Origin of the sequence: Paraburkholderia sp. J10-1 (genome assembly GCF_905220165.1) — a bacterium.
In the GTDB taxonomy this organism is placed as follows: domain Bacteria; phylum Pseudomonadota; class Gammaproteobacteria; order Burkholderiales; family Burkholderiaceae; genus Paraburkholderia.
Map to the genome: position 1 here is coordinate 1,163,756 of NZ_CAJMYW010000001.1, position 18,367 is coordinate 1,182,122.

Annotated in this window: 13 protein-coding genes; 7 read left to right on the plus strand and 6 right to left on the minus strand. The window is 63.4% G+C overall.

Annotated elements, in window-relative coordinates; all coding sequences use genetic code 11:
- Positions 1-80: 80 nt before the first annotated feature.
- Complete coding sequence (locus tag U5A65_RS05120) at positions 81-1,979, minus strand: potassium transporter Kup (RefSeq protein ID WP_321945650.1); 1,899 nt, start codon at positions 1,977-1,979, stop codon at positions 81-83.
- Between the two features lie 100 nt (positions 1,980-2,079).
- Here U5A65_RS05120 and U5A65_RS05125 point away from each other — a divergent pair, with 100 nt between their 5' ends.
- Together U5A65_RS05125 and U5A65_RS05130 are read left to right on the plus strand one after the other, a co-directional pair.
- Positions 2,080-3,354, plus strand: a complete 1,275-nt coding sequence (locus U5A65_RS05125; protein ID WP_321934793.1) for an NRAMP family divalent metal transporter — start codon at positions 2,080-2,082, stop codon at positions 3,352-3,354.
- Between the two features lie 264 nt (positions 3,355-3,618).
- Positions 3,619-3,840, plus strand: a complete 222-nt coding sequence (locus U5A65_RS05130) for a hypothetical protein (RefSeq protein WP_321945651.1) — start codon at positions 3,619-3,621, stop codon at positions 3,838-3,840.
- Between the two features lie 42 nt (positions 3,841-3,882).
- Here U5A65_RS05130 and U5A65_RS05135 read toward each other — a convergent pair whose 3' ends face one another.
- The gene (locus U5A65_RS05135; protein ID WP_321911816.1) at positions 3,883-4,779 is read right to left on the minus strand and encodes a LysR substrate-binding domain-containing protein; all 897 of its coding nucleotides are present in this window, start codon (positions 4,777-4,779) and stop codon (positions 3,883-3,885) included.
- 123 nt (positions 4,780-4,902) lie between these two features.
- On the opposite strand from U5A65_RS05135, the gene U5A65_RS05140 reads away from it, so the two are divergent.
- The 4 genes from U5A65_RS05140 to U5A65_RS05155 all read left to right on the plus strand — a co-directional run bounded on the left by U5A65_RS05140 (position 4,903) and on the right by U5A65_RS05155 (position 10,255).
- Entirely contained in the window at positions 4,903-6,006 is a 1,104-nt protein-coding gene (locus tag U5A65_RS05140) for a M14 family metallopeptidase (RefSeq protein WP_321911814.1), read from the plus strand.
- A gap of 168 nt (positions 6,007-6,174) precedes the next feature.
- Positions 6,175-7,383 carry a porin gene (locus U5A65_RS05145; RefSeq protein ID WP_321945652.1) on the plus strand — a complete coding sequence of 403 codons (1,209 nt, stop codon included), beginning with the start codon at positions 6,175-6,177 and terminating at the stop codon, positions 7,381-7,383.
- Between the two features lie 16 nt (positions 7,384-7,399).
- Positions 7,400-7,747: a BON domain-containing protein gene (locus tag U5A65_RS05150; RefSeq protein WP_321945653.1), complete on the plus strand. Its 348-nt coding sequence runs from the start codon at positions 7,400-7,402 to the stop codon at positions 7,745-7,747.
- A gap of 267 nt (positions 7,748-8,014) precedes the next feature.
- A complete protein-coding gene (locus U5A65_RS05155) occupies positions 8,015-10,255 on the plus strand; it encodes a TonB-dependent siderophore receptor (RefSeq protein WP_321911809.1) in 2,241 nt (746 codons plus the stop codon).
- A 21-nt stretch (positions 10,256-10,276) separates the two neighbouring features.
- Here U5A65_RS05155 and U5A65_RS05160 read toward each other — a convergent pair whose 3' ends face one another.
- Positions 10,277-11,767, minus strand: coding sequence for an MFS transporter (locus U5A65_RS05160; RefSeq protein ID WP_321945654.1), 1,491 nt, complete (start codon positions 11,765-11,767; stop codon positions 10,277-10,279).
- A gap of 158 nt (positions 11,768-11,925) precedes the next feature.
- On the opposite strand from U5A65_RS05160, the gene U5A65_RS05165 reads away from it, so the two are divergent.
- The gene (locus tag U5A65_RS05165) at positions 11,926-12,804 is read left to right on the plus strand and encodes a LysR family transcriptional regulator (RefSeq protein WP_321911806.1); all 879 of its coding nucleotides are present in this window, start codon (positions 11,926-11,928) and stop codon (positions 12,802-12,804) included.
- A 30-nt stretch (positions 12,805-12,834) separates the two neighbouring features.
- Here the strand turns inward: U5A65_RS05165 and U5A65_RS05170 are convergent, their stop codons facing one another.
- The 3 genes from U5A65_RS05170 to U5A65_RS05180 all read right to left on the minus strand — a co-directional run bounded on the left by U5A65_RS05170 (position 12,835) and on the right by U5A65_RS05180 (position 17,577).
- Positions 12,835-14,961, minus strand: coding sequence for a D-(-)-3-hydroxybutyrate oligomer hydrolase (locus tag U5A65_RS05170; protein WP_321945655.1), 2,127 nt, complete (start codon positions 14,959-14,961; stop codon positions 12,835-12,837).
- A gap of 246 nt (positions 14,962-15,207) precedes the next feature.
- Positions 15,208-16,302, minus strand: coding sequence for a TAXI family TRAP transporter solute-binding subunit (locus U5A65_RS05175; protein WP_321945656.1), 1,095 nt, complete (start codon positions 16,300-16,302; stop codon positions 15,208-15,210).
- Between the two features lie 60 nt (positions 16,303-16,362).
- Positions 16,363-17,577 carry a zinc ribbon domain-containing protein gene (locus U5A65_RS05180; protein ID WP_321945657.1) on the minus strand — a complete coding sequence of 405 codons (1,215 nt, stop codon included), beginning with the start codon at positions 17,575-17,577 and terminating at the stop codon, positions 16,363-16,365.
- Positions 17,578-18,367 lie beyond the last annotated feature (790 nt).

Here is an 18,367-nt window from a genome sequence, read left to right on the forward strand (position 1 = left end):
ATGACGCGCGCCGGATGGCCACCGACAGGCGTCATTCGTCATGCGTTGTCTTTCTCCAGCGATGCGCCCGATCACGTGCCTTATAGGTTGATCTGTCCGCCCATCTCGACCACCCGGTTCGCGGGCAGGCTGTAATACTCGGCCGCTTGCGCCGCGTTGCGCGCCATGAACGCGAACAGCTTTTCACGCCATAACGACATGCCTTTGCTCTGTGCGGTTGCGAGGATCGTGTCGCGGGCGAGGAAGAACGATGTGGCCGCGGGTTCGTACTGCCATGCAGGTATCTGTTTTTGCACGAGCAGAAGGAGTGCGGGGACGTTGGGCATTTCCATGAAGCCATGGCGCGCCGCAACCGCGTAGCATCCGTGCCCGAGATCGCTCACTGAGACTTTCTCGCTTTCGGGCACATGCGGAACGTTCTCGGTCGTGCCGGCCAGAAAGATATTGGTGTCGTGCATCACGCCGTTATGCTTGAGATTGTGCATGAACGCGCTCGGCGTCATGCCGGGCACTCCGCCGGGAAACACAGCCGTTCCGTTCACGCGGGGAGGCGGGTGCGATCCCGCGCACAGCGACTGGATGAATGCCGGTAAGGGCAGGTTGTCGCTTTTCACACGCTCGACGACCAACTCCCGCCCGCGATGCCATGTCGTCATGACGGTGAACAGCACGCCGCCTGCCAGCAGCGGAAACCATCCGCCATCGAGGACCTTGCTCGCGTTGCTCGCAACGAATACCGCATCCACAACGGCCAGCGGCCCGATCACAGCCACCGTTGCGGCCGGCTTCCAGTTCCACAGGCAGTGGGTAATGAAGTACATGAGCAGCGTTGTCAGCAGCATCGTCGAGGCAACGGCAATGCCATAAGCGGCCGCGAGATTGTCCGATGACCGGAAGAACACCACGAGGAATACGACCGCCGCATAGAGCGATATGTTGATGAACGGGACGTAGACCTGACCCACTTCGTGCGTCGACGTATGTATGACCGGAATGCGTGGCAGCAGGCCCAGCTGGACGGCCTGCTTCGTCATGGAAAACGCGCCGGAAATGACGGCCTGCGACGCGATGATCGTCGCCGCCGTTGCCAGCAGCACCAGCGGAAGCAGTGCCCAGCCCGGCGCGAGGGAAAAGAACGGCTGCGTGAGCGCGGAAGGCGTCGCGAGCACGAGCGCGGCCTGGCCGAAGTAGTTGAGAATGAGGCTTGGCAGCACGAGCAGCAGCCACGCGAGCCGGATGGGTGTCTTGCCGAAGTGCCCCATGTCCGCATAGAGCGCTTCGCCACCCGTCAAGGCGAGGAACACGGAGCCGAGTACGACGAACGCCGTACCAGGTGCGTGCGCAACGAAGCTCAATGCATAAGAGGGCAATGCGCCGCGCAATATGCCGGGGTTGTGTGCGATATGAAAAACACCGAGTACGGCAAGGGTCAAGAACCATACGATCATGACCGGTCCGAAAACTTTTCCGACCGTGGCTGTGCCGTGCTTTTGGAGCTTGAACAGGCCGGTCAGGATAACGAGTGCAATGGGCACGATCCACGTGGCCAAATGAGGGTCCACGAGTTCGACGCCTTCCACTGCCGAGATGACCGAAATCGCCGGTGTGATCATCGAGTCGCCGTAAAACATCGCGGCGCCGAAAACGCCGAGTGTCAGGAGCACGGTGCGCAGCCGCACGGGCGCCACGCGAGCGGCTAACGCCGTAAGCGCCAGAATGCCGCCTTCGCCGTCATTGTCCGCACGCATCACGAAGCTCACGTACTTGAGCGTCACGACGATGATGATCGACCAGAGGATCAGCGACACGATACCGAATACGTTGGCCTGGCTTATTCCGCCGGCGGCTTTCAGGCATTCGCGCAATGTGTAGAGCGGGCTGGTTCCAATGTCGCCGAACACCACGCCTATGGCGCCGAGGATGAGGGCGGGCGGAACGTCTGTCGTGTGATTGGCGGAACGCGCTGATATAAAGGCCATAGGTAAGGAAAATGAAATTCAACGTCCCTCGGGACAGCGCGTCTTGACTCGCACGCTACAATCGCTCGACAGATACTACAGGCGCATCCTTTCAGAACGCATGACCCGTCTCCCGACGCTCAAGGAAACCGTTTCGCGAGGACTGCGCCGGCTCGCCCTATGGGGCCCTGGGCTTCTCGTGATGCTGGCCGACTGCGACGCCGGTAACGTCGTGACCGCCGCACAGGCGGGCGCGCAAACGGGGCTGCGGCTCTTGCCCGTGCTGCTCGCGCTCGTCCCGTTGCTCTACATGGTCCAGGAACTGACCGTACGTCTCGGCATTTTCACCGGGCGCGGATATGGCGAACTCATCCGCTCGCGCTTCGGCCCGGTTTGGGCGTCGCTGGCCGCAGCGGGTCTGGTCGTCGCCGTGCTGGGGTCGCTCGTCACGGAGTTTACTGGCGTCGCTGGTGTGGGGGAGATGTATGGAGTATCGCGTTCCGTCACGCTGCCGCTCGCCGTGATCCTGTTGACTGGCATTGTGCTCACGGGCTCGCACAAGCGCGTAGACCGGATCGCCATTGCCATTGGCGCATTCGATCTCACGTTTTTCGCCGTCGCATGGAGTGCGCGCCACCAGCTTCAGGTCATGGTCCCGCAGATGACTCACCTGGCAGCCGGCGGCCGGCAAGCCGGTTATCTCGCCGCGGCGCTCATTGGCGCGACGTTCAATCCATGGATGGTGTTCTATCAGCAGGCGGCGGTCGCGGACAGCCTCACGGAAAAGGACTTCACGTCGGCGCGGGTCGAGACGGCAGTCGGTGCCGTCCTCACGCAATGGCTCACGGCAGCGGTGCTCGTCGCTGCGGCCGCAACGTTGTCGGCCCATGGTGAGCCGCGCTCGCTCGACAGCATTGGCGAAATCAGCAATGCGCTCGTTGCCGTTACGGGGCCGTTGGCAGGCCGCCTGCTGTTTGGCGTGGGCGTGCTCGGCGCGGCGCTGGTGGCGGCCATCGTGAGTTCTCTCGCGCTGGCATGGGGGCTTGGCGATGTGTTCGGGTACAGGGCGTCGCTGGAGGACCGTCCCGACCGTGCGCCCTGGTTTTATGGCGCGTATGCGCTGGCCGTTGCCGGCAGTGCGTGGGCGGTCTGGCTCGCGCCCGATCTCGTTTCCCTGAACGTCGCGGCGCAGGTGATCAATACGTTGATGTTGCCGCTCGTCCTCGGGTTGCTCGTCGCACTCAGCGTCACCGTGTTGCCGCAACGCTATCGGCCTCGCGGAGTTTATTTGTGGCTCGTTGTTTTCGTGGGGGCGGTTGTGTGTGCCGCGGGTGCGTGGGGCGCGGCGCAGGGGCTGCGTCTTTCACCTGCAATACCAGGCTTACAAATCCGTTAATGAGCCACAGTTTGGTGCAGTGCACCAGCTAACGCTGCCTGATGCGGCCCTGTGTATGCTTCCGGGTTTCCGTTGTTTTGTTGCTATCTTGCTGAAATCGAGTTTGCGAAAGACTTTTCTGGCTATAGTTAAAGTGCTTTCTCAAGCGCTTGATGCGGCGCGGTAAGCATTGCGCCATGCACCAGGAGCGTCCGGTTTGCGCAGGGTGTTGTCGCCGAATCCGGCGAGAAGGCAGCAAAACCAACCGATGTCTGGGAGGACCAGATGAGACGCACGAAGACGCAGTCACTGCGTTATCAGGTCGAAAAATGGCTCGCACCTACCACGCCGGTGCACGTCACCGCGTTTGGCCATACCCCTTCAGGCAGGGCGCGCTATGTGTGCGTGGAGACGCGCCAGACAACGGGATTTCACGCGCTGTTCTTCTTTCAGCACGACGACGGCTACTGGAATGTGTTTCCTCCCATGGGCGATGAGGTGCGGTGATTCGCGAGATATCGTTAGGTATCCGATGTAACGGCAAACGCTTCACTGCATGGCGGCTTGCTCGACGCAGGCGAGAAAGCGCGCGGCCGCCGTGGTGAGCGGCCGCTCCCGCCTTTGTACGACGTAGACGTCCATGTCGGGAAACTGCTCGTGGATCTTCACTTCGCGGATCCTGCGGCGCTTCATCTCGAGTTCGAACGTCGGCAGCGTGGCCACGCAAATCACATCGGTCTTCGCGATCAAGGCGACGGACGGCGCCAATGCCTGACAGCGCATGATCCGGCTCGGCGCGGACAGACCCAGCGAGTGGAAATAGGCGCTGAACCCCTTGTCGATCTGATCGCCGGGCTCGCAAGGCACGAGCCATTCCGCTGCGTGCAGCATCGACATCGAGCGGGCATGCGCGAGTGGATGGCCCTGGCGCGCCACGACCAGCAACGGCATGGACATGATCTTTCGCTGCTCGACGAAATCGGGCCATTGCGTGTCTGCGACCGCCGTGATGACCGCGAAATCGGTGTCGCCGTCGCGCAGTGCGTTGAGCGCGGTGGGCAGCGCCAGTTCGCGTACGGTTACTGAGGTATCGGGATTTTGCGTGCGAAACTGCCCAAACGCCTGGGGCAGCAAAGCACACGCCACGGCCGATGACACCGACACGGCGACCTCTCCGCCCGCGCCATTGAGCATGGTCGACAGTTCTTCATGAATGTGCCGCACGTCGTTGACCAGCATGCGTGCGCGGCGCTGAAACACGACGCCGTATTCGGTGAGCGCAATGCCGTTGACCGAACGCACGACAAGCGGCACGCCCAGCGTTCTTTCCAGTTCGCGGATCGTCACTGTGACGGCGGGTTGCGTCAAACGCAGTGCGCGCGCGGCGCCATGCAAGCTGCCTTGCTCGGCGACACTGAGGAATACCCGCAATTGACGAAGTTTCATTCTGCTCCAGGGGATAAAAAAGCGTTATCAAGGCCGTTTTTTTATTGCCTTGTGCACCGGTGCGTTAGTCATGATCATTGTGGCCGAACGCACGCCTCGCGTGCATCTCATCGGGGTCACTGCATGGTAATAAAAAAATATTTCTCCGCTTCCTATGCGCAGGCACGCGAGCGATTCACGCAAGCGGCGCGTGCTGGCGGGTTCGAACTGAGGCAGGTCGCGCACCCCACGGCTGTCGGCCCCGATGGAGGGAGCTTGTCGATCGACCTCGCGATTCACGCGCCTGCCGGCGCACGTGCGTTGCTCATCATCACGTCGGGCACGCATGGGGTTGAGGGTTTCTGCGGATCGGGTTGTCAGGTCGGACTGCTCGACGACGCGGCCTTCCTTGCCGAAGCGAAGCGGCGCGGCGTCGCGCTGTTGATGATTCACGGCGTCAACCCGTATGGTTTCGCGCATCTGCGCCGGGTGAACGAAAACAACGTCGATCTGAATCGCAATAGCGCGGACCATGCGGCGCTGGCCGGTTCGAATCCCGGATACGTCACGCTCGATCCTTTGCTGCTGCCGGAGGTTTGGCCGCCTGACGCGGCCAATCAGGCCGCTCTCGGGGCCTACATCCAGGCGCACGGCGAAGCGGCGTTGCGCGAGACGGTGTCGAAGGGGCAGTACGCGGTACCAGACGGGATGTTCTACGGCGGAGCGCAAACGAGCTGGAGCACGCGGGCCGTCCACTCGATCCTGCGCGCGCACGCGAGCGGCTATCGTCGCCTTGCGTGGATCGATCTTCACACGGGGCTGGGCCCGTATGGCCACGGCGAAAAGATCTTCATGAGCACAGATCGCGCCGAACTGGAAAGAGCGCGCCGCTGGTGGGGCAACGACGTGAAGCCGATCCATGAACCCGGTTCGATTTCGGCCGATGTGCAAGGCCCGATCATCACGTTTTCGTACGACGAATTCCCGGGCGTCGAAAAGACGACCCTGGGTCTCGAATTCGGCACTTACGAACCCCTGCACGTATTGCAGGCGCTGCGCGCCGATCACTGGCTGCATCGTCATCCGGACTGCGAGGCGGCCAGCGCCGCGCAGATCCGGCAAAACCTGAAGGACGCCTTCTACTGCGACAACGACGAATGGAAGGGGCTGATTTTCGGGCAGATGCGCGTGGTTGCCTCGCAGGCCGTTGCCGGGCTTTGCGAAAGCAATTCGGACGTGACCGGCTAGAGACGAAGCACGCTTTCATTCAAGCGGCGTAGCGGCGATGGAAAGCACAGGGGTTTCATCGCGACTTGAATGCCAAATGATTTGCAATCCGAAATGAATTGAACGGAAGAATCGTCAGCAAGACAACGCATAACTATTTTAAAAACCATCTCTAAAGACAGGAGACTCATGAAGATGGCGAAGCAACGGAAATGGCTGCTCAAGACATATGCGGCCGCCGCGGCGCTCTGTGCGGCGAGCGCGGCGAACGCGGACGGGAGTGTGACGCTGTACGGTATCGCCGATGTCGGCGTGATGTATCTAAGTCATTCGACACCGGAATTCAACGGCAGCAGCACGGGCACGGGCCACGTGTTCCAGCTCACGAACGCGGGCTATTCGCCTTCGCTGTTTGGTTTGAGCGGCAAGGAAGATCTGGGCGGCGGCCTCAAGGCGGAATTCAAGCTCGAAAGCGGTATCAATCTTGCCAATGGGGGCTTCGATAACCCGGGCGGCAACAACGGGCTGTTCAATCGTATCGCCGAGGTCGGATTGTCGGGCGGTTTCGGCACGGTCAAGGCCGGCCTGCAGATTTCGCCATTCTTCAACATCATTTACGCTCTCGATCCGCGCGGCGCCGGTGAATTCGGCAGCATTCTCACGCCCGTCAGCGATAACAGTCTGATCGCCGCGGTCTTCATGCCGAATGCGGTGTCGTATACGTCGCCCGACATCGGCGGGTTCCAGGCGGCCGGGCTGTACGCGCTCGGCGGCGTCGCCGGTTCCTTCCAGACCGGCCGAGCATGGTCGGTCAGCGCGCGCTACACCAACGGCACATTCCTCGCCGCGGCGGCGTACATCAGCACCAACAACGCGGCTGACAGTGCGCTCGCGAGCGTTGGCGAACTCTATCCCATCAACGTCCGCGCCTATACCGCGGGGATGAGCTACAAATTCGGCGGCCTGATTGCCAAGGCTGCGTTCGCCAACTTCAAGGCGAATAACGTGCCGGTTTCGGTGAATCCGTCGCTGATGTATTCGACCAATACCAGTGTGAACATCTATAGCGGCGGCTTCGACTATTTCCCGCTGCCGTATCTCGATCTGAACGCCGGCGTGTACTACCAGCAGGACCGCGTGAACGCCGGCGGTCATTCGGTGATGGGCGCGATCGGTTCGCAATTCTTCCTTTCGAAGCGCACGTCGCTGTATGCGCAGGTCGGCCTTGTGAACAACACTTGCGCGCACAACGGTGTTTGCCTCGGTTCGGGGCTGACGGTGGAGAGCGGCGGCAGCGGAGTGGGGGGGCTGCAAGGTCTCGGATTGGCCGCCGAAGGCCTCGGCCTGCCGCCAGGCACGACGGTCGGCGCGAACGTCGGCATTCGAACGACCTTCTGATCGGAGCAACGCAACCATGGCATTGAAAAAATTCGCCATCATTGTCGTCACGATGACGGCGTTGGCCGCGTTCAATGCGCAGGCCCAGCCCGCCGATTCCTCGGTTCCAGTGGCCGCCGCATCATCGGCCAAAGCCGCCCGCAAGGCGGACCACATGCTTGAAAAGGCTGTGCGCAAGGCGCTCGGCAAGGACAAGGCGGTGGACGTGACCAACCTGACCGTCCGCGCGCGCAACGGCGTGGTGACGTTGCTTGGCTCGGTGCCCGAGCAGGGCCAGGTGGACGCCGCCGCGCAGGCCGCACAAGGCGTGGCCGGCGTGTTGTCGGTGAACAACGCGTTGACCGTAAAGGCCGTCGCCCATTAGGACGGCGGAGTAGCCGCCTCGTCGCCGGCGTTCCCGTTCCCCCGTACATCGAGGCCGCTTCCGCAGGGAAGCGGCCTCGATGCTTTGTGGCCCACGTCCTGAAAAGCGGCAGGCAACCCCGTTAGCCGTTGTCCACGCAACGTCCCCAGAAAAATCCGCGATTTCGTTTTGTTTAAGCAAAGGTTTACATTACAATTGATAATGATTCGCAATATCATTATCAATGCCGCCGCAGGCAGCACCTCTTCGAACAACAACGACAGCCATATGCTTGAACGGGAAAACACACCAAGGCCATTCCGGCGCACCGCCATCTCCTGGACGGTCGAACGACTGCTGATGGGATTGCTGGCCACCGCCATCGCGCCATCGGTTGCGTGCGCACAGAGTGCGCCGGCCACACCAGCCGACGCCAGCCAGGCCGCCAATACGACGACCGACACGAAGGCGGCCGACACGAAGCAGCAAGGCAGCGTTCTGCCTGCGGTGTCCGTCAAGGCCACGGCCATGCCGGGCGAGCTGCCGGCCGCTTACGCGGGCGGGCAGGTGGCGCGGGGCGGCAGCATCGGCGTGCTCGGTACGGCGAACGTGATGGATCAGCCGTTCAGCACCACGAACTACACCGAGCAGATGATGCTGGACACGCAGGCGCGCACGCTCGCCGACGTCGTGGTGAACAACGCCTCGGTGCGCGCCGAGCAGAGCAGCGGCGGCTTTGGCGACGTGTTCCAGATTCGCGGCTTCGACGTTCAGGCAACGGACGTGGCGCTCAACGGGCTTTACGGCATGGTCTCGGCGAGCCGCATGCCGGTCAACCTCATGGAGCGCGTCGAAGTGCTTCAGGGTCCGGGTTCGCTCATGTACGGCATGGGGCCTTCGGGGAGCATTGGCGGCGCGATCAATATCGTCACCAAGCGCGCCGACGACGAGCCGCTCACGCGCCTCACGGCGCTGTACCAGTCGAAGGGGCAGTTCGGCGTGCAGGCGGACGTGGGCCGCCGCTTCGGCAGCGATGGCCAGTGGGGCATCCGCGTGAACGGCCAGTACAAGGACGGGCAGACGGGCATCGCGCACGGCAACCAGAGCCAGGGCAATGGCGCCGTTGCGCTCGACTACCGCGGCGAGAAGCTGCGCTGGTCGTTCGATGCGTACAACATCTCCGAGAATACCGACGAATTCCGCCCACAGATCGGCCTCGGCACGGCTACGGCGGTGCCGGCGGCGCCGTCGTCGTGGACCAACTTTTATCCCGGCTCGAAGCTCAGGCTGCGCGATTCGGCGGTCACCACGCGGCTCGAGTACGACGTCAACCAATACCTGACCGTGTATGGCGCGGCAGGCGAGCATTACGGCACGTCGCAGCAGAATTTCCCGTGGGCGAGCGGCATGACCGCCGCGGGCGACTTCAATGTGATGAACGGGTACTACGACGCGTACAACCGCACGCGCACCGTCGACGCGGGCGTGCGTCTGCACTTCGACACGTTCGGCGTGAAGCACACACTGGTTGCGGGCGCAACGTCGTTAAACGAGGAGCAGGGCTATTTCTATGCGCTCTCCGATTCGTCGGTGGCCTCGAATCTCTACAATCCCACGCCGCTTCCGGCCATGACGACCGCGCGCGGCGACGCCCAGCGCTCGAACCACACGCGCCTCGACAGCCAGCAGCTGATCGACACGATGTCGTTCTGGAACGATCGCCTGCTGCTGACGGGCGGCTTCCGGCGTCAGGTCATCGGCGTGGACGATTACGACACGACGACAGGCGCGCGCACCGATACGTATGTGAAGCAGGCGATCTCGCCGCTCGCCGGCATCGTCTTCAAGCCGTGGTCGAACATCTCTGTCTACGGCAACTTCACGTCGGGTCTCACTAACGGCAGCACGGCGCCGATCGGCACCGCGAACGCGGGCCAGGCGTTCGCGCCGTACAAGTCGAACCAGTACGAGGCAGGCGTAAAAGCCGACTGGGGCCGCGTGATGACCACGGTCTCGGTGTTCCAGCTTTCGCAGCCCAATGGCGTGACGAACCCGGTGACGAACGTCTATGGCTACGATGGCACGACGCGCGTGCGCGGCCTCGAACTGGCCGCGTACGGCGAGGCGTTTCGCCATCTGCGGTTGATGGCGAGCGCGACGTTCTACGACGCGAAGCTGCGCAACACCGCTGGCGGAGCGACCGACGGCAACGAGCCGGTGGGCGTGCCGAACTTCGCGTTCAACCTTGGTGCGGATTATGACTTGCCGTGGGTGCAGGGCTTGAGCGTCAACGGCCGCATCATCCACACGGGCGCGCAGTACTACGACGCCGCCAACACGCTGCGCTTGCCGTCGTGGACGCGCTACGACATCGGCGCCCGATACAGCACGCGAATTGCCCAAAAGAGCGTGGTGTTCCGGGCGAACCTGGAGAACCTGTTCGGCAGCCGCTACTGGATCCAGCAGGGCTCCTACCTCACGACGTCCGCGCCGCGCACCGTGCTGCTCTCCGCGCAGATCGACTTCTGATCGCGAGGACTCCAGAGCAAATTACCGTGTGACCGGACCGCTTGCCTCGGTGACATGCGTGACATGCATGCGCCGATGCAGCGGTCCGAGCGCGGTAGAAAGCAGCGCGCAAGGCAGCAGAATCGCGACGAGCGAAAACATCGTCGTCCTGAACGCATGCGCGTAGTCGAGCATGCCGGGCGCCGCGCCGAGCTTCGAGAAGAACAGGCCGCCTAGCGTGGCCGCGCCAACGGCGGCGCCAATCTGCAGCGTTGCCGTGACCATGCCCGAGGCAATGCCCGCGTGCTCGGGCGCCACTTCGGCAAGCACGATGCGCACGACGGAGGGCAGAACGAGCCCCTGGCCGATGCCGATTGCGGCGAGGCCCAGATAGAAGCCAGCGCCGGGCTGCGCCACGCCCGCGAGCGCAGCCGCAACGGTGAGCCCAAGCGCGAGCAGTACGAAGCCCAGCGTGAGCACGCGATAGCCGCCAAACCGGTGCACGAGGCGCGGCATCAGCAGCGGGCTCGAAAGAAACCCGAGGCCGAACGGCAGGATCGCGAGTCCCGATGCGAGCGGCGTCCAGTGCAGGCCGCCTTGCAGATAGATGCCATAGGTCAGGAAAAACGCGCTCATCGTATAGAACAGGAACGCCAGCACGAGGCCGAGCGCGATGACCGGATTGCGGAAGAGCCGCACGTCGAGCAGGGGATCCCGGCCGCCCGCGAGGCTGCGCCACTCCACGCGCAGCAGCAGGCCCAGCACGGGGAGCGAACCGATGAGGCAGGCGAGCATCCACAACGGCCAGCCGGACTCGCGCCCGCGCGTGAGCGGATAAACGAGCATCAGCAGAAACAGCGAAAGCAGCACGGTGCCCGGCACGTCGATGCGCTTGCCGCGCGGCGGCCGGCTTTCCGGAATGAAGCGCCAGCTGCCGATGAGCGCGAACACGCCGATAGGCAGGTTGACGAGAAAGATCGCGCGCCAGCCCAGACCGAACGGGTGCAGGCTGATGAGCGCGCCGCCGCCAAGCTGGCCGATCACCGCCGCCACGCCGAACACGAATGCATAGAGGCTCATCACGCGCACCTGCTCCTGCGGCGTGAAGACGCTGCGGATGGTGGCGAGCACCTGCGGCGCGAGGGTCGCCGCAAACAGGCCTTGCAGGATGCGGCTGGCCACGAGCGCCGCGCCGCTGGTGGCGAGGCCGCAGAACGTGGAGGCGACGACGAAGCCCGCCATGCCGATCATGAAGATGCGCTTGCGGCCGTACAGGTCGCCGAGCCGCCCGCCGGTGATCAGCATGACGGCGTTCGCGCACGCGTAGGCCGAGACGACCAGCTGGAGTTCGGACGCGTTCGCCCCGAGTCCGTCGCGGATCGCGGGCAGCGCCAGGTTGACGATGAAGTAGTCGAGCGGCGGCAGGATCGCGCCCACCAGCAAAACGACCAGCGCCCAGCCGTGATGGCTGTGGCCGGCTTCGGCAGCCGCGCGGGGCGCCGCGGCGCAGGCCGCGTACGTATTGTCAGACATGAGTGTGCTCAGCAATAAAGGGCTGGATTGCGCTCAGGCTGCAGCGCCATGGGCGCGCCGCCTGGCTATCGAATCGACATTCTGACGGCACTCGAAGAAACGGAAAAGCGGAAATAAGTGGTACCATCTATCGAGTTATTCGATGGATGTGAAATGCCATGCGCGGTTTCGAATTCGACCAGTTGAAGACGTTCGCGGCGGTGGCGAACGTGGGCAGCCTTTCGGCGGCGGTGCCGCTGCTGCATCTTTCGCAATCGACGATCAGCGAGCAGGTGCGCAAGCTCGAGGTGCGCGCGGGCGTGCCGCTGTTCGTGCGCAGCAAGCGCGGCGTCGAGCTTACGCCCGCGGGCACGCGGCTGCTCGAGCACGCGCGGCGCCTCGTGGCGCTCAACGAAGCCGCGTTCGACGAGGTGCGCGGCCAGGCGATCAAGGGCGAGCTGCGCGTTGCGATTACCGAGTACTTCCGCACCAACGAGGTGGCGGGTTTGCTCGTGCGGCTGCGCGACTGCTATCCGCAACTGAGCTTGCACGTGAGCGCGATGAAGAGCGCCGACATCGAGGTGGCCTACGCGAAGCGGCAGATCGATCTCGGCGTGGTCATGCACCTGTCGAGCGGCCCGTTCCGGCCAGCCGCCGACGACGCGGACACGCGCTGGGAGTTGATGCGCGAGCCGCTCCACTGGGTCGCGTCGCCCATGCTCGCCGAGCAGTTGCCGCAAGCGCTGCCGCTCGTGCTGCTGCCGGGCGACTGCATGATGCACCAGGTCGCGGTGCGCTCTCTCGAAGAAAACGACCTACCCTACGTGCTCGTCCACAGCGCGTCGGGCGTGGCGGGGCTGCAGTCCATGCTCGCAGCCGGCCTCGGCGTCGGGTGCCTGTGCGCGTCCGCGATCGGCGAGGGCCTCGTGCGTCTCGGCCCGAAGCACCGGTTGCCCACCTTGCCCGACGCCGTGTTCTCGCTCATGCCGCCTCATCCCGGCGAAGGGGACACCGTGACCCAGGCGCGGGAAGTGCTGGCGCGGCAACTGCTGGTGTGATGCGGGCGCCGCGCCAACCTTCTTCGTGCCTCAATGCGGCACGTTCACGACGCCATCGTTCGCGCGAATCGCATTGCTGCCCGGGTTCTCCACGATGGCCGGCAGGTTAGCGAGTCCCAGCGGCGGTGCGGCGCCCGGACTGCCGCCGCGCGCAATCGTGCGGATGACCTGCGACGGCGGCAGCGGCGTGCCGTTCTTCAGGTGACTCCACATCAGATTGAGCGCGGCGATGTTGTAGTAGTGGACCGGCACGAAGTGCGTATCGAAGCCCGGCACGGCGAGGAAGGCATCGAAGTGCTGCCCGTTCATCACCTCGTAAAGCGACAGGTGGCTGCGCGAGCCTTCTCGTTCGCTGTTTGCCGCGAGATACGCGCGCGAAGCATGGTTGATCGGCACGAGCGCGTCGCTGCGGCCTTGCACGATGATCGCAGGCTTGCCGTGCAGGTTCGCATTGACGCTGATCGCCTGAACGCTTTGGCGCATGCGCGGATCGCCCTTCGTCCACAACGCGCGCACACAGGCCGCGCCCGCGAAGCTCGCGTCGGGCGTGGCGAGCCGATGGTCGGCGCCGCCCGGCGGCGTGACGTTGTAGACGAGATTGACGCCATTGGTCGGCGGCACGCCGTTACCCACGCCGAAGATCGTGAGCAAGGGCGAGACGGCCGGTGCAACGCCGGCCGCGCCCGTCGCGGCGTTCGTCGTGCCGAAGTTGAAGCCGCACAGGTTGTCCAGCACGCTTGAGCGCGTGTAGGCATCGGCGTAGGTCACCGCTACGGCCGGCACGGCCTGCGAATCCCACATCGGCGCGTGCAGCAGATCGGAGTCCGCTTCGTAGCCGGCTTCGTGCAGGCGGGCGAGCGCGTCGTTTGCCTGCGCCTGCGTATCGCCGCCGTGTATGTAGCCTGCCGCCGCGAGCGACGTGCAGCGCGCCTGACGAATCGCGGTGGTGGTCGCCACGGGCAGCGCCGTGAGATAAGGCGCGCCAGCGGCGGCGTCGGCGAGTGCGGCGCACGGTTGCAGCAGGTTTGCGAGCGTCATATAGTCGGCGAGCGGCTTGCCGGCTGCGGCAATACGCTGACCGCCTTCCCTGACTTGCGCGTCGCCGGGCATGCGCACATTGATCTGCGGTTCCCCGACGACGACCGCCGTGATCCACTTGCCCGTGTCCTCTTCGGCTGCCGCGAGCGACGCGCCGCCGCCGTTGCTCACGGAAGCCGCGATCGTCGTGATGTCGCCGGGTGCGTAGCGCACGCCGTGATTCGATGCGTCGACGCGCGGCCCGAACTGCTGGTTGAGCACCCAGTATGCGAACTGGACGGCCTCGAGGGTGTCCTTGCCCCAGTCCGCTTCGGGATTCAACTGGGAATGCGCATGCTTGAACGCATAGCGGTTCGGAAACTTCTGGTTGTACGCGGCGAGCGCTCCCGCGGGCACGCTCGCGGTGAAAATGCTCGTGCGTCCTGCCGCTGCGGCATCGGTCGTGCGGCCATCGATCAGCGTAACGAGGCCGCTCATCAGTTCTTCCGCGCCGTTGCCCGTGCCTTTGTCGGTATAGGCCACCGCGCAGCCGCGCTTGAGTCCCCACTCGCCGGCCGCCGAGATCGCGCCGTACACGCCGCGCGAGCCCGACGACGTGGCTGTCACGATGCACGGGTTCGCCGGATCGAAACTGGTTGGCACCTGCACGAGCAGGCTGACGTTCTGGCGGCCGCTGCCGTCGTCGGCAAACGCGAGGTATTCGGTGCCGGCGATCTTGCCTTCGCCCAGCGTGTCGTTGCCGTAGAGATCGACGTTAGGCCCCCAGAAGCGGCCATAGCCGCCGTTCGCACTGATGTCGACGAGCGCGCGATAGTTCGCCCAGATCGCGAGCCTGCGCAATTCCGCTGCCGTCGGAGCCGCGGGATTCGCGATGGCCGGTTGCGCGCCGGCAAGCCCGCTTTTGCCGAGGCCGGCGGTCAGCAGATCGTCGCTGACGCCGTCATAGGTGGTGGTTTGCAGACTGCTTGCCACGACGAACGGCGGCAGTCTGTTGAATGCTGTGTGGCCGCTGTTGTTTCCGCTAGCGTGTGCGCCCGGCAAAAGCGCCGCGCCTGCCAGGGCGACCGCGGCACTGAGCCGCGCCGTTTTACGCCGGATTGCGAACGGGGTATCTCTCATGGGTGGTTCCTTGTTTGTTGTTAGGGTAGGACGCACTGCATCGGGACGGCCGTTTCGACGTGCCGGCATCGCGGCACCCATCGACATTAGGACATCCTGAAAGCAGATACCAGGAGAGATTGCATGCGCGCGCAAGGGGACCGGCCTCCACGCCGCACTGGCGTTGGAAGGCCGGACTGGCGCGCCGATTACGCGCTTTGGGGATCGCGTTCGCGAGCCGGATGGCCTGGCGGCTGACTCGCGGGCTTACTTGCAAAGCAGGAGCAAGCGCTCCTGATCCGAGCATGGCCGCCCGTCGGCTCTTGGAGCGGGTGTGCCGCCTTGTGCCGTGGCCGGGCCTTTTGAGGTCTGCATTGCGGCGCGATGCGCGAAACACGCCTTCAGTCGCCGCTCGACGGGTTGATAGTATTGCCAGCCTTTGCCGAGGCTGGGTAGTTCAAGCTTCACCTGCTTCCACTTCGGATGGCCGTGCTCCTGCAGGTTGTCGAAGTTCGTGCAGAGCGAATCGGCAAAGCGCTTCAGGTTGCCGACCGTATCGCGCAGGTTGTAGTCGTAGGTGACGAGAAAGGCCTTGACTGTCCAGGTCGGCACGTCCTCCTTCAGCCAGTTCGGGTAGCTCGACACGTGAATGGTTGCCGGATAGTAGGTTTGCTTCGCGCGCGCCGTTTCCGGGGCGTTGGGGTCGACGCGCAGGAAGCGGATCTGCTGCAGCAGTTCGGGGTTCATGTCGGTAAAGAGCTTGGCGGGTTGCCCGGCGACGATGATCGCCACATCGATCTTCTTGACGATGAGCGCCGCAAGCGCGTCTTCATTGCTCAGGTGCTGCGCGTTCTGTTCGGGAATGGGCTGGCCGAACATGAGGCGGTAGAGCGTCGTTGCCGACTGCGCGGTGCCGCTGCCGATCAGGCCCACGCTCATCACCTTGTCCTTGATCTCGTTGATGTTCTTCATCGGCGAGTCGTTACGCACGACGAAGTAAATCTCCTCGTCATAGAGTGGCATGATGAGCCGCAGCGGCCGTATCAGTGTGCCGGCCTCTTCGTTGCCGGAGTTGGCCATATCGACGTAGGCCTGATAGACGTCGGACTGCACGAGTGCGAGCTTCACACCGGGCTCGAAACGCATGCGCTGCACGTTTTCCGCCGAGCCTTTCGATGGAATCACCTCGAGGTCGATGCCCGCCTGCGGCGCCACCCATTTCGACAGATCCTGGCCGATCTGAATGTACGTACCGCGCTCTGGGCCGGTCACGATCTTGTAGTTCGCGTCTGCTGCGACGGCGAGCGCCGAGAAAAGCAGGGCGATCAGCGTCGCCACTCCCGCTAGAGTCGTTTTCAACATGGTCTCTCTCCCGCCCTGTTTGTGATGTACGGCTGACTTCGATATGTTCTGTATTCCTTCTCAATGCGAAGCGCCTGGTGGCGCGGCGCGCGTCCAGCCATTCTGCAAGATTGCGCGCTCCCGTGCTTCGACGCTGTTGTCGTTGCTGGCGGGACTGGAGGCTGTCGCCGCGTTCGTCGTGTTTGTCGCATTGGTCGCTGTTGTTGCATTCGTTGCATTCGTTGCATTCGTCGCGGTCGTTGCAGCGGGCAGTGGCGGCGGCGAAGCGCTGGTGTTCCAATCCTGCGACGACGGCAGCCGCACGGTGTTCGCGGCGTGCGGCACGGGTGCCGCCGTGTTCGCTTGCGCGGCGCCATTGGATGAGTTCAGCGGTTTCCAGGCGGTCGATACGATGGCGCGCTGCATCAGCGATTGCGCGGCCTGGCTGCTCGAGTCGATCGCCAGCGCCTCCGAAGCCTGTTGTTGCACACAGGCCCAGGCACCCTGCGCGGCGCAGCGGTCGGCGCTTTGCAACGCGCTATCGCGCCGTTGCTCGCGCGCCGAGATCTCGCTTTGTAGCGCGTGCGCCTCCTCGTTGTCCGTGTCGCGTGCGAGCACGGCATTGGCCGCGGCCCTCGCGTCGAACAGGTTGTTCTGCGCAAGGCTGTTACGCGCGACACGCAGGCCGTCGGCCACATCGGTCAATTGCGGCGTGGCGTGCGCATCCGGCGGGGGTGATTGGGGCGCGGCGTGGGTCTCTGTTCCCGCAGCAGCGGGCGTTTCGTCCGACTGTTGCCGAGGCGCATTGGTCGAAACCGAGCCACCCGAAGAGTGCAGCGTCTCTTCGCTGGCCGTGCTCTCCCGCTGGCGGTTCGTACCGAGCAGCAAATACGTGCCGTACGCGAACACGAGAATCAATGCGACGACGAACAGGCCCCTGGGAAAGATCCACTGCCTCATCTGTGAAAACTGCACACTGTGTGCAAGTGGCATGGCGTGCTGCGTGGCATGCTGTGCGCCGCTCTGCGCGGCCTGCGGGTAGCCTGGGTTCAGCGATGGCACATCGGACGCGGGCATGCCCGCCGGCGCCATCTTCGCGGCCGCGGGGGCAGGGGGCGTCGCCGCTGTCGCTTCGAGCGGTGTCAGCGTGGCTTTCGGATGGGTGCCGAGTGAAACTTTGTCGAGCGGGAGATCCGTGCCGCAGTAAGGGCAGAATTCGAAGTTCTCGTACAACAGGCCGCCGCAGCGCTTGCACGCCGTGGGGAAGTTATGGTCGCGACCAATCTGAGCGGACATGATGTCGTCCCACCGTTATGGCGATGCCATTTCGGCATGCTCAGAATCGTCGTTGAAGCGAAGCGCGACGCCTCGCGGAACTCACGATCTGCATGCACAGGAAAGCGGCGTGGCCGGACCGAGCACAGCCGCGTGAGGAAAATATGGTTGATTTCCCACAGCGCGTCAATCGCCGTTGTTACCTGGCGCACATATGCGTCTTGACTTTATTCTGGTGAAGATTGAGTTGCGGAATTTTTTACCGTGTAAGCGTGTTTCGCGGACAAGCGGCTTTTATTTATCAAAATAGCTAAACGACCGAACGTGCTTCTTTAGCGTCCCGCATCGAACGGGAAGTGTGTCCCCAATTGGGAACACACAGGCTTTCGATCTCAAACCACGGATTGCAATCATCTTGAAACCCCCGCGTGGGGCATTGTCGAGCCTGCCATTCGGCGCTCGCTCACGGTCGCGTTGCAACGAGATCTTGCATTGCCGGCAGGTGTGCGCGTGGCCGTTTCTTGCTGGATGGAATTGCTGCGTACGCAACGAATCAGCACGCATAGGTTCCAAAAGTATCCCTTGACAAAGTGCTGTGGCGACTCCTATTTTTCCTCTGCCATCCTCCATTACCAAATATTTCCAGCGAAATCATGTCAGCGAAACTCGATGTTTTCGCTCGATGCACTATGAGTTATTTAGTTATCCGGAATAAATAGATAACGCCTGAAATGAATCGACTTTGTCAGGAATGGAAAGTGAAATGTCAGCCGCCGTATGCCGGCAATTGCATTTGAATTTCGATGCCTTT

Bases quoted from the DNA above. Each gene is read 5' to 3' on its own strand.
- U5A65_RS05160 (WP_321945654.1), bottom strand. From the start codon at position 11,767: ATGTCTGACAATACGTACGCGGCCTGCGCCGCGGCGCCCCGCGCGGCT.
- U5A65_RS05170 (WP_321945655.1), bottom strand. From the start codon at position 14,961: ATGAGAGATACCCCGTTCGCAATCCGGCGTAAAACGGCGCGGCTCAGT.
- U5A65_RS05155 (WP_321911809.1), top strand. From the start codon at position 8,015: ATGCTTGAACGGGAAAACACACCAAGGCCATTCCGGCGCACCGCCATC.
- U5A65_RS05130 (WP_321945651.1), top strand. From the start codon at position 3,619: ATGAGACGCACGAAGACGCAGTCACTGCGTTATCAGGTCGAAAAATGG.
- U5A65_RS05135 (WP_321911816.1), bottom strand. From the start codon at position 4,779: ATGAAACTTCGTCAATTGCGGGTATTCCTCAGTGTCGCCGAGCAAGGC.
- U5A65_RS05120 (WP_321945650.1), bottom strand. From the start codon at position 1,979: ATGGCCTTTATATCAGCGCGTTCCGCCAATCACACGACAGACGTTCCG.
- U5A65_RS05145 (WP_321945652.1), top strand. From the start codon at position 6,175: ATGAAGATGGCGAAGCAACGGAAATGGCTGCTCAAGACATATGCGGCC.
- U5A65_RS05180 (WP_321945657.1), bottom strand. From the start codon at position 17,577: ATGTCCGCTCAGATTGGTCGCGACCATAACTTCCCCACGGCGTGCAAG.
- U5A65_RS05150 (WP_321945653.1), top strand. From the start codon at position 7,400: ATGGCATTGAAAAAATTCGCCATCATTGTCGTCACGATGACGGCGTTG.
- U5A65_RS05140 (WP_321911814.1), top strand. From the start codon at position 4,903: ATGGTAATAAAAAAATATTTCTCCGCTTCCTATGCGCAGGCACGCGAG.
- U5A65_RS05165 (WP_321911806.1), top strand. From the start codon at position 11,926: ATGCGCGGTTTCGAATTCGACCAGTTGAAGACGTTCGCGGCGGTGGCG.
- U5A65_RS05175 (WP_321945656.1), bottom strand. From the start codon at position 16,302: ATGTTGAAAACGACTCTAGCGGGAGTGGCGACGCTGATCGCCCTGCTT.
- U5A65_RS05125 (WP_321934793.1), top strand. From the start codon at position 2,080: ATGACCCGTCTCCCGACGCTCAAGGAAACCGTTTCGCGAGGACTGCGC.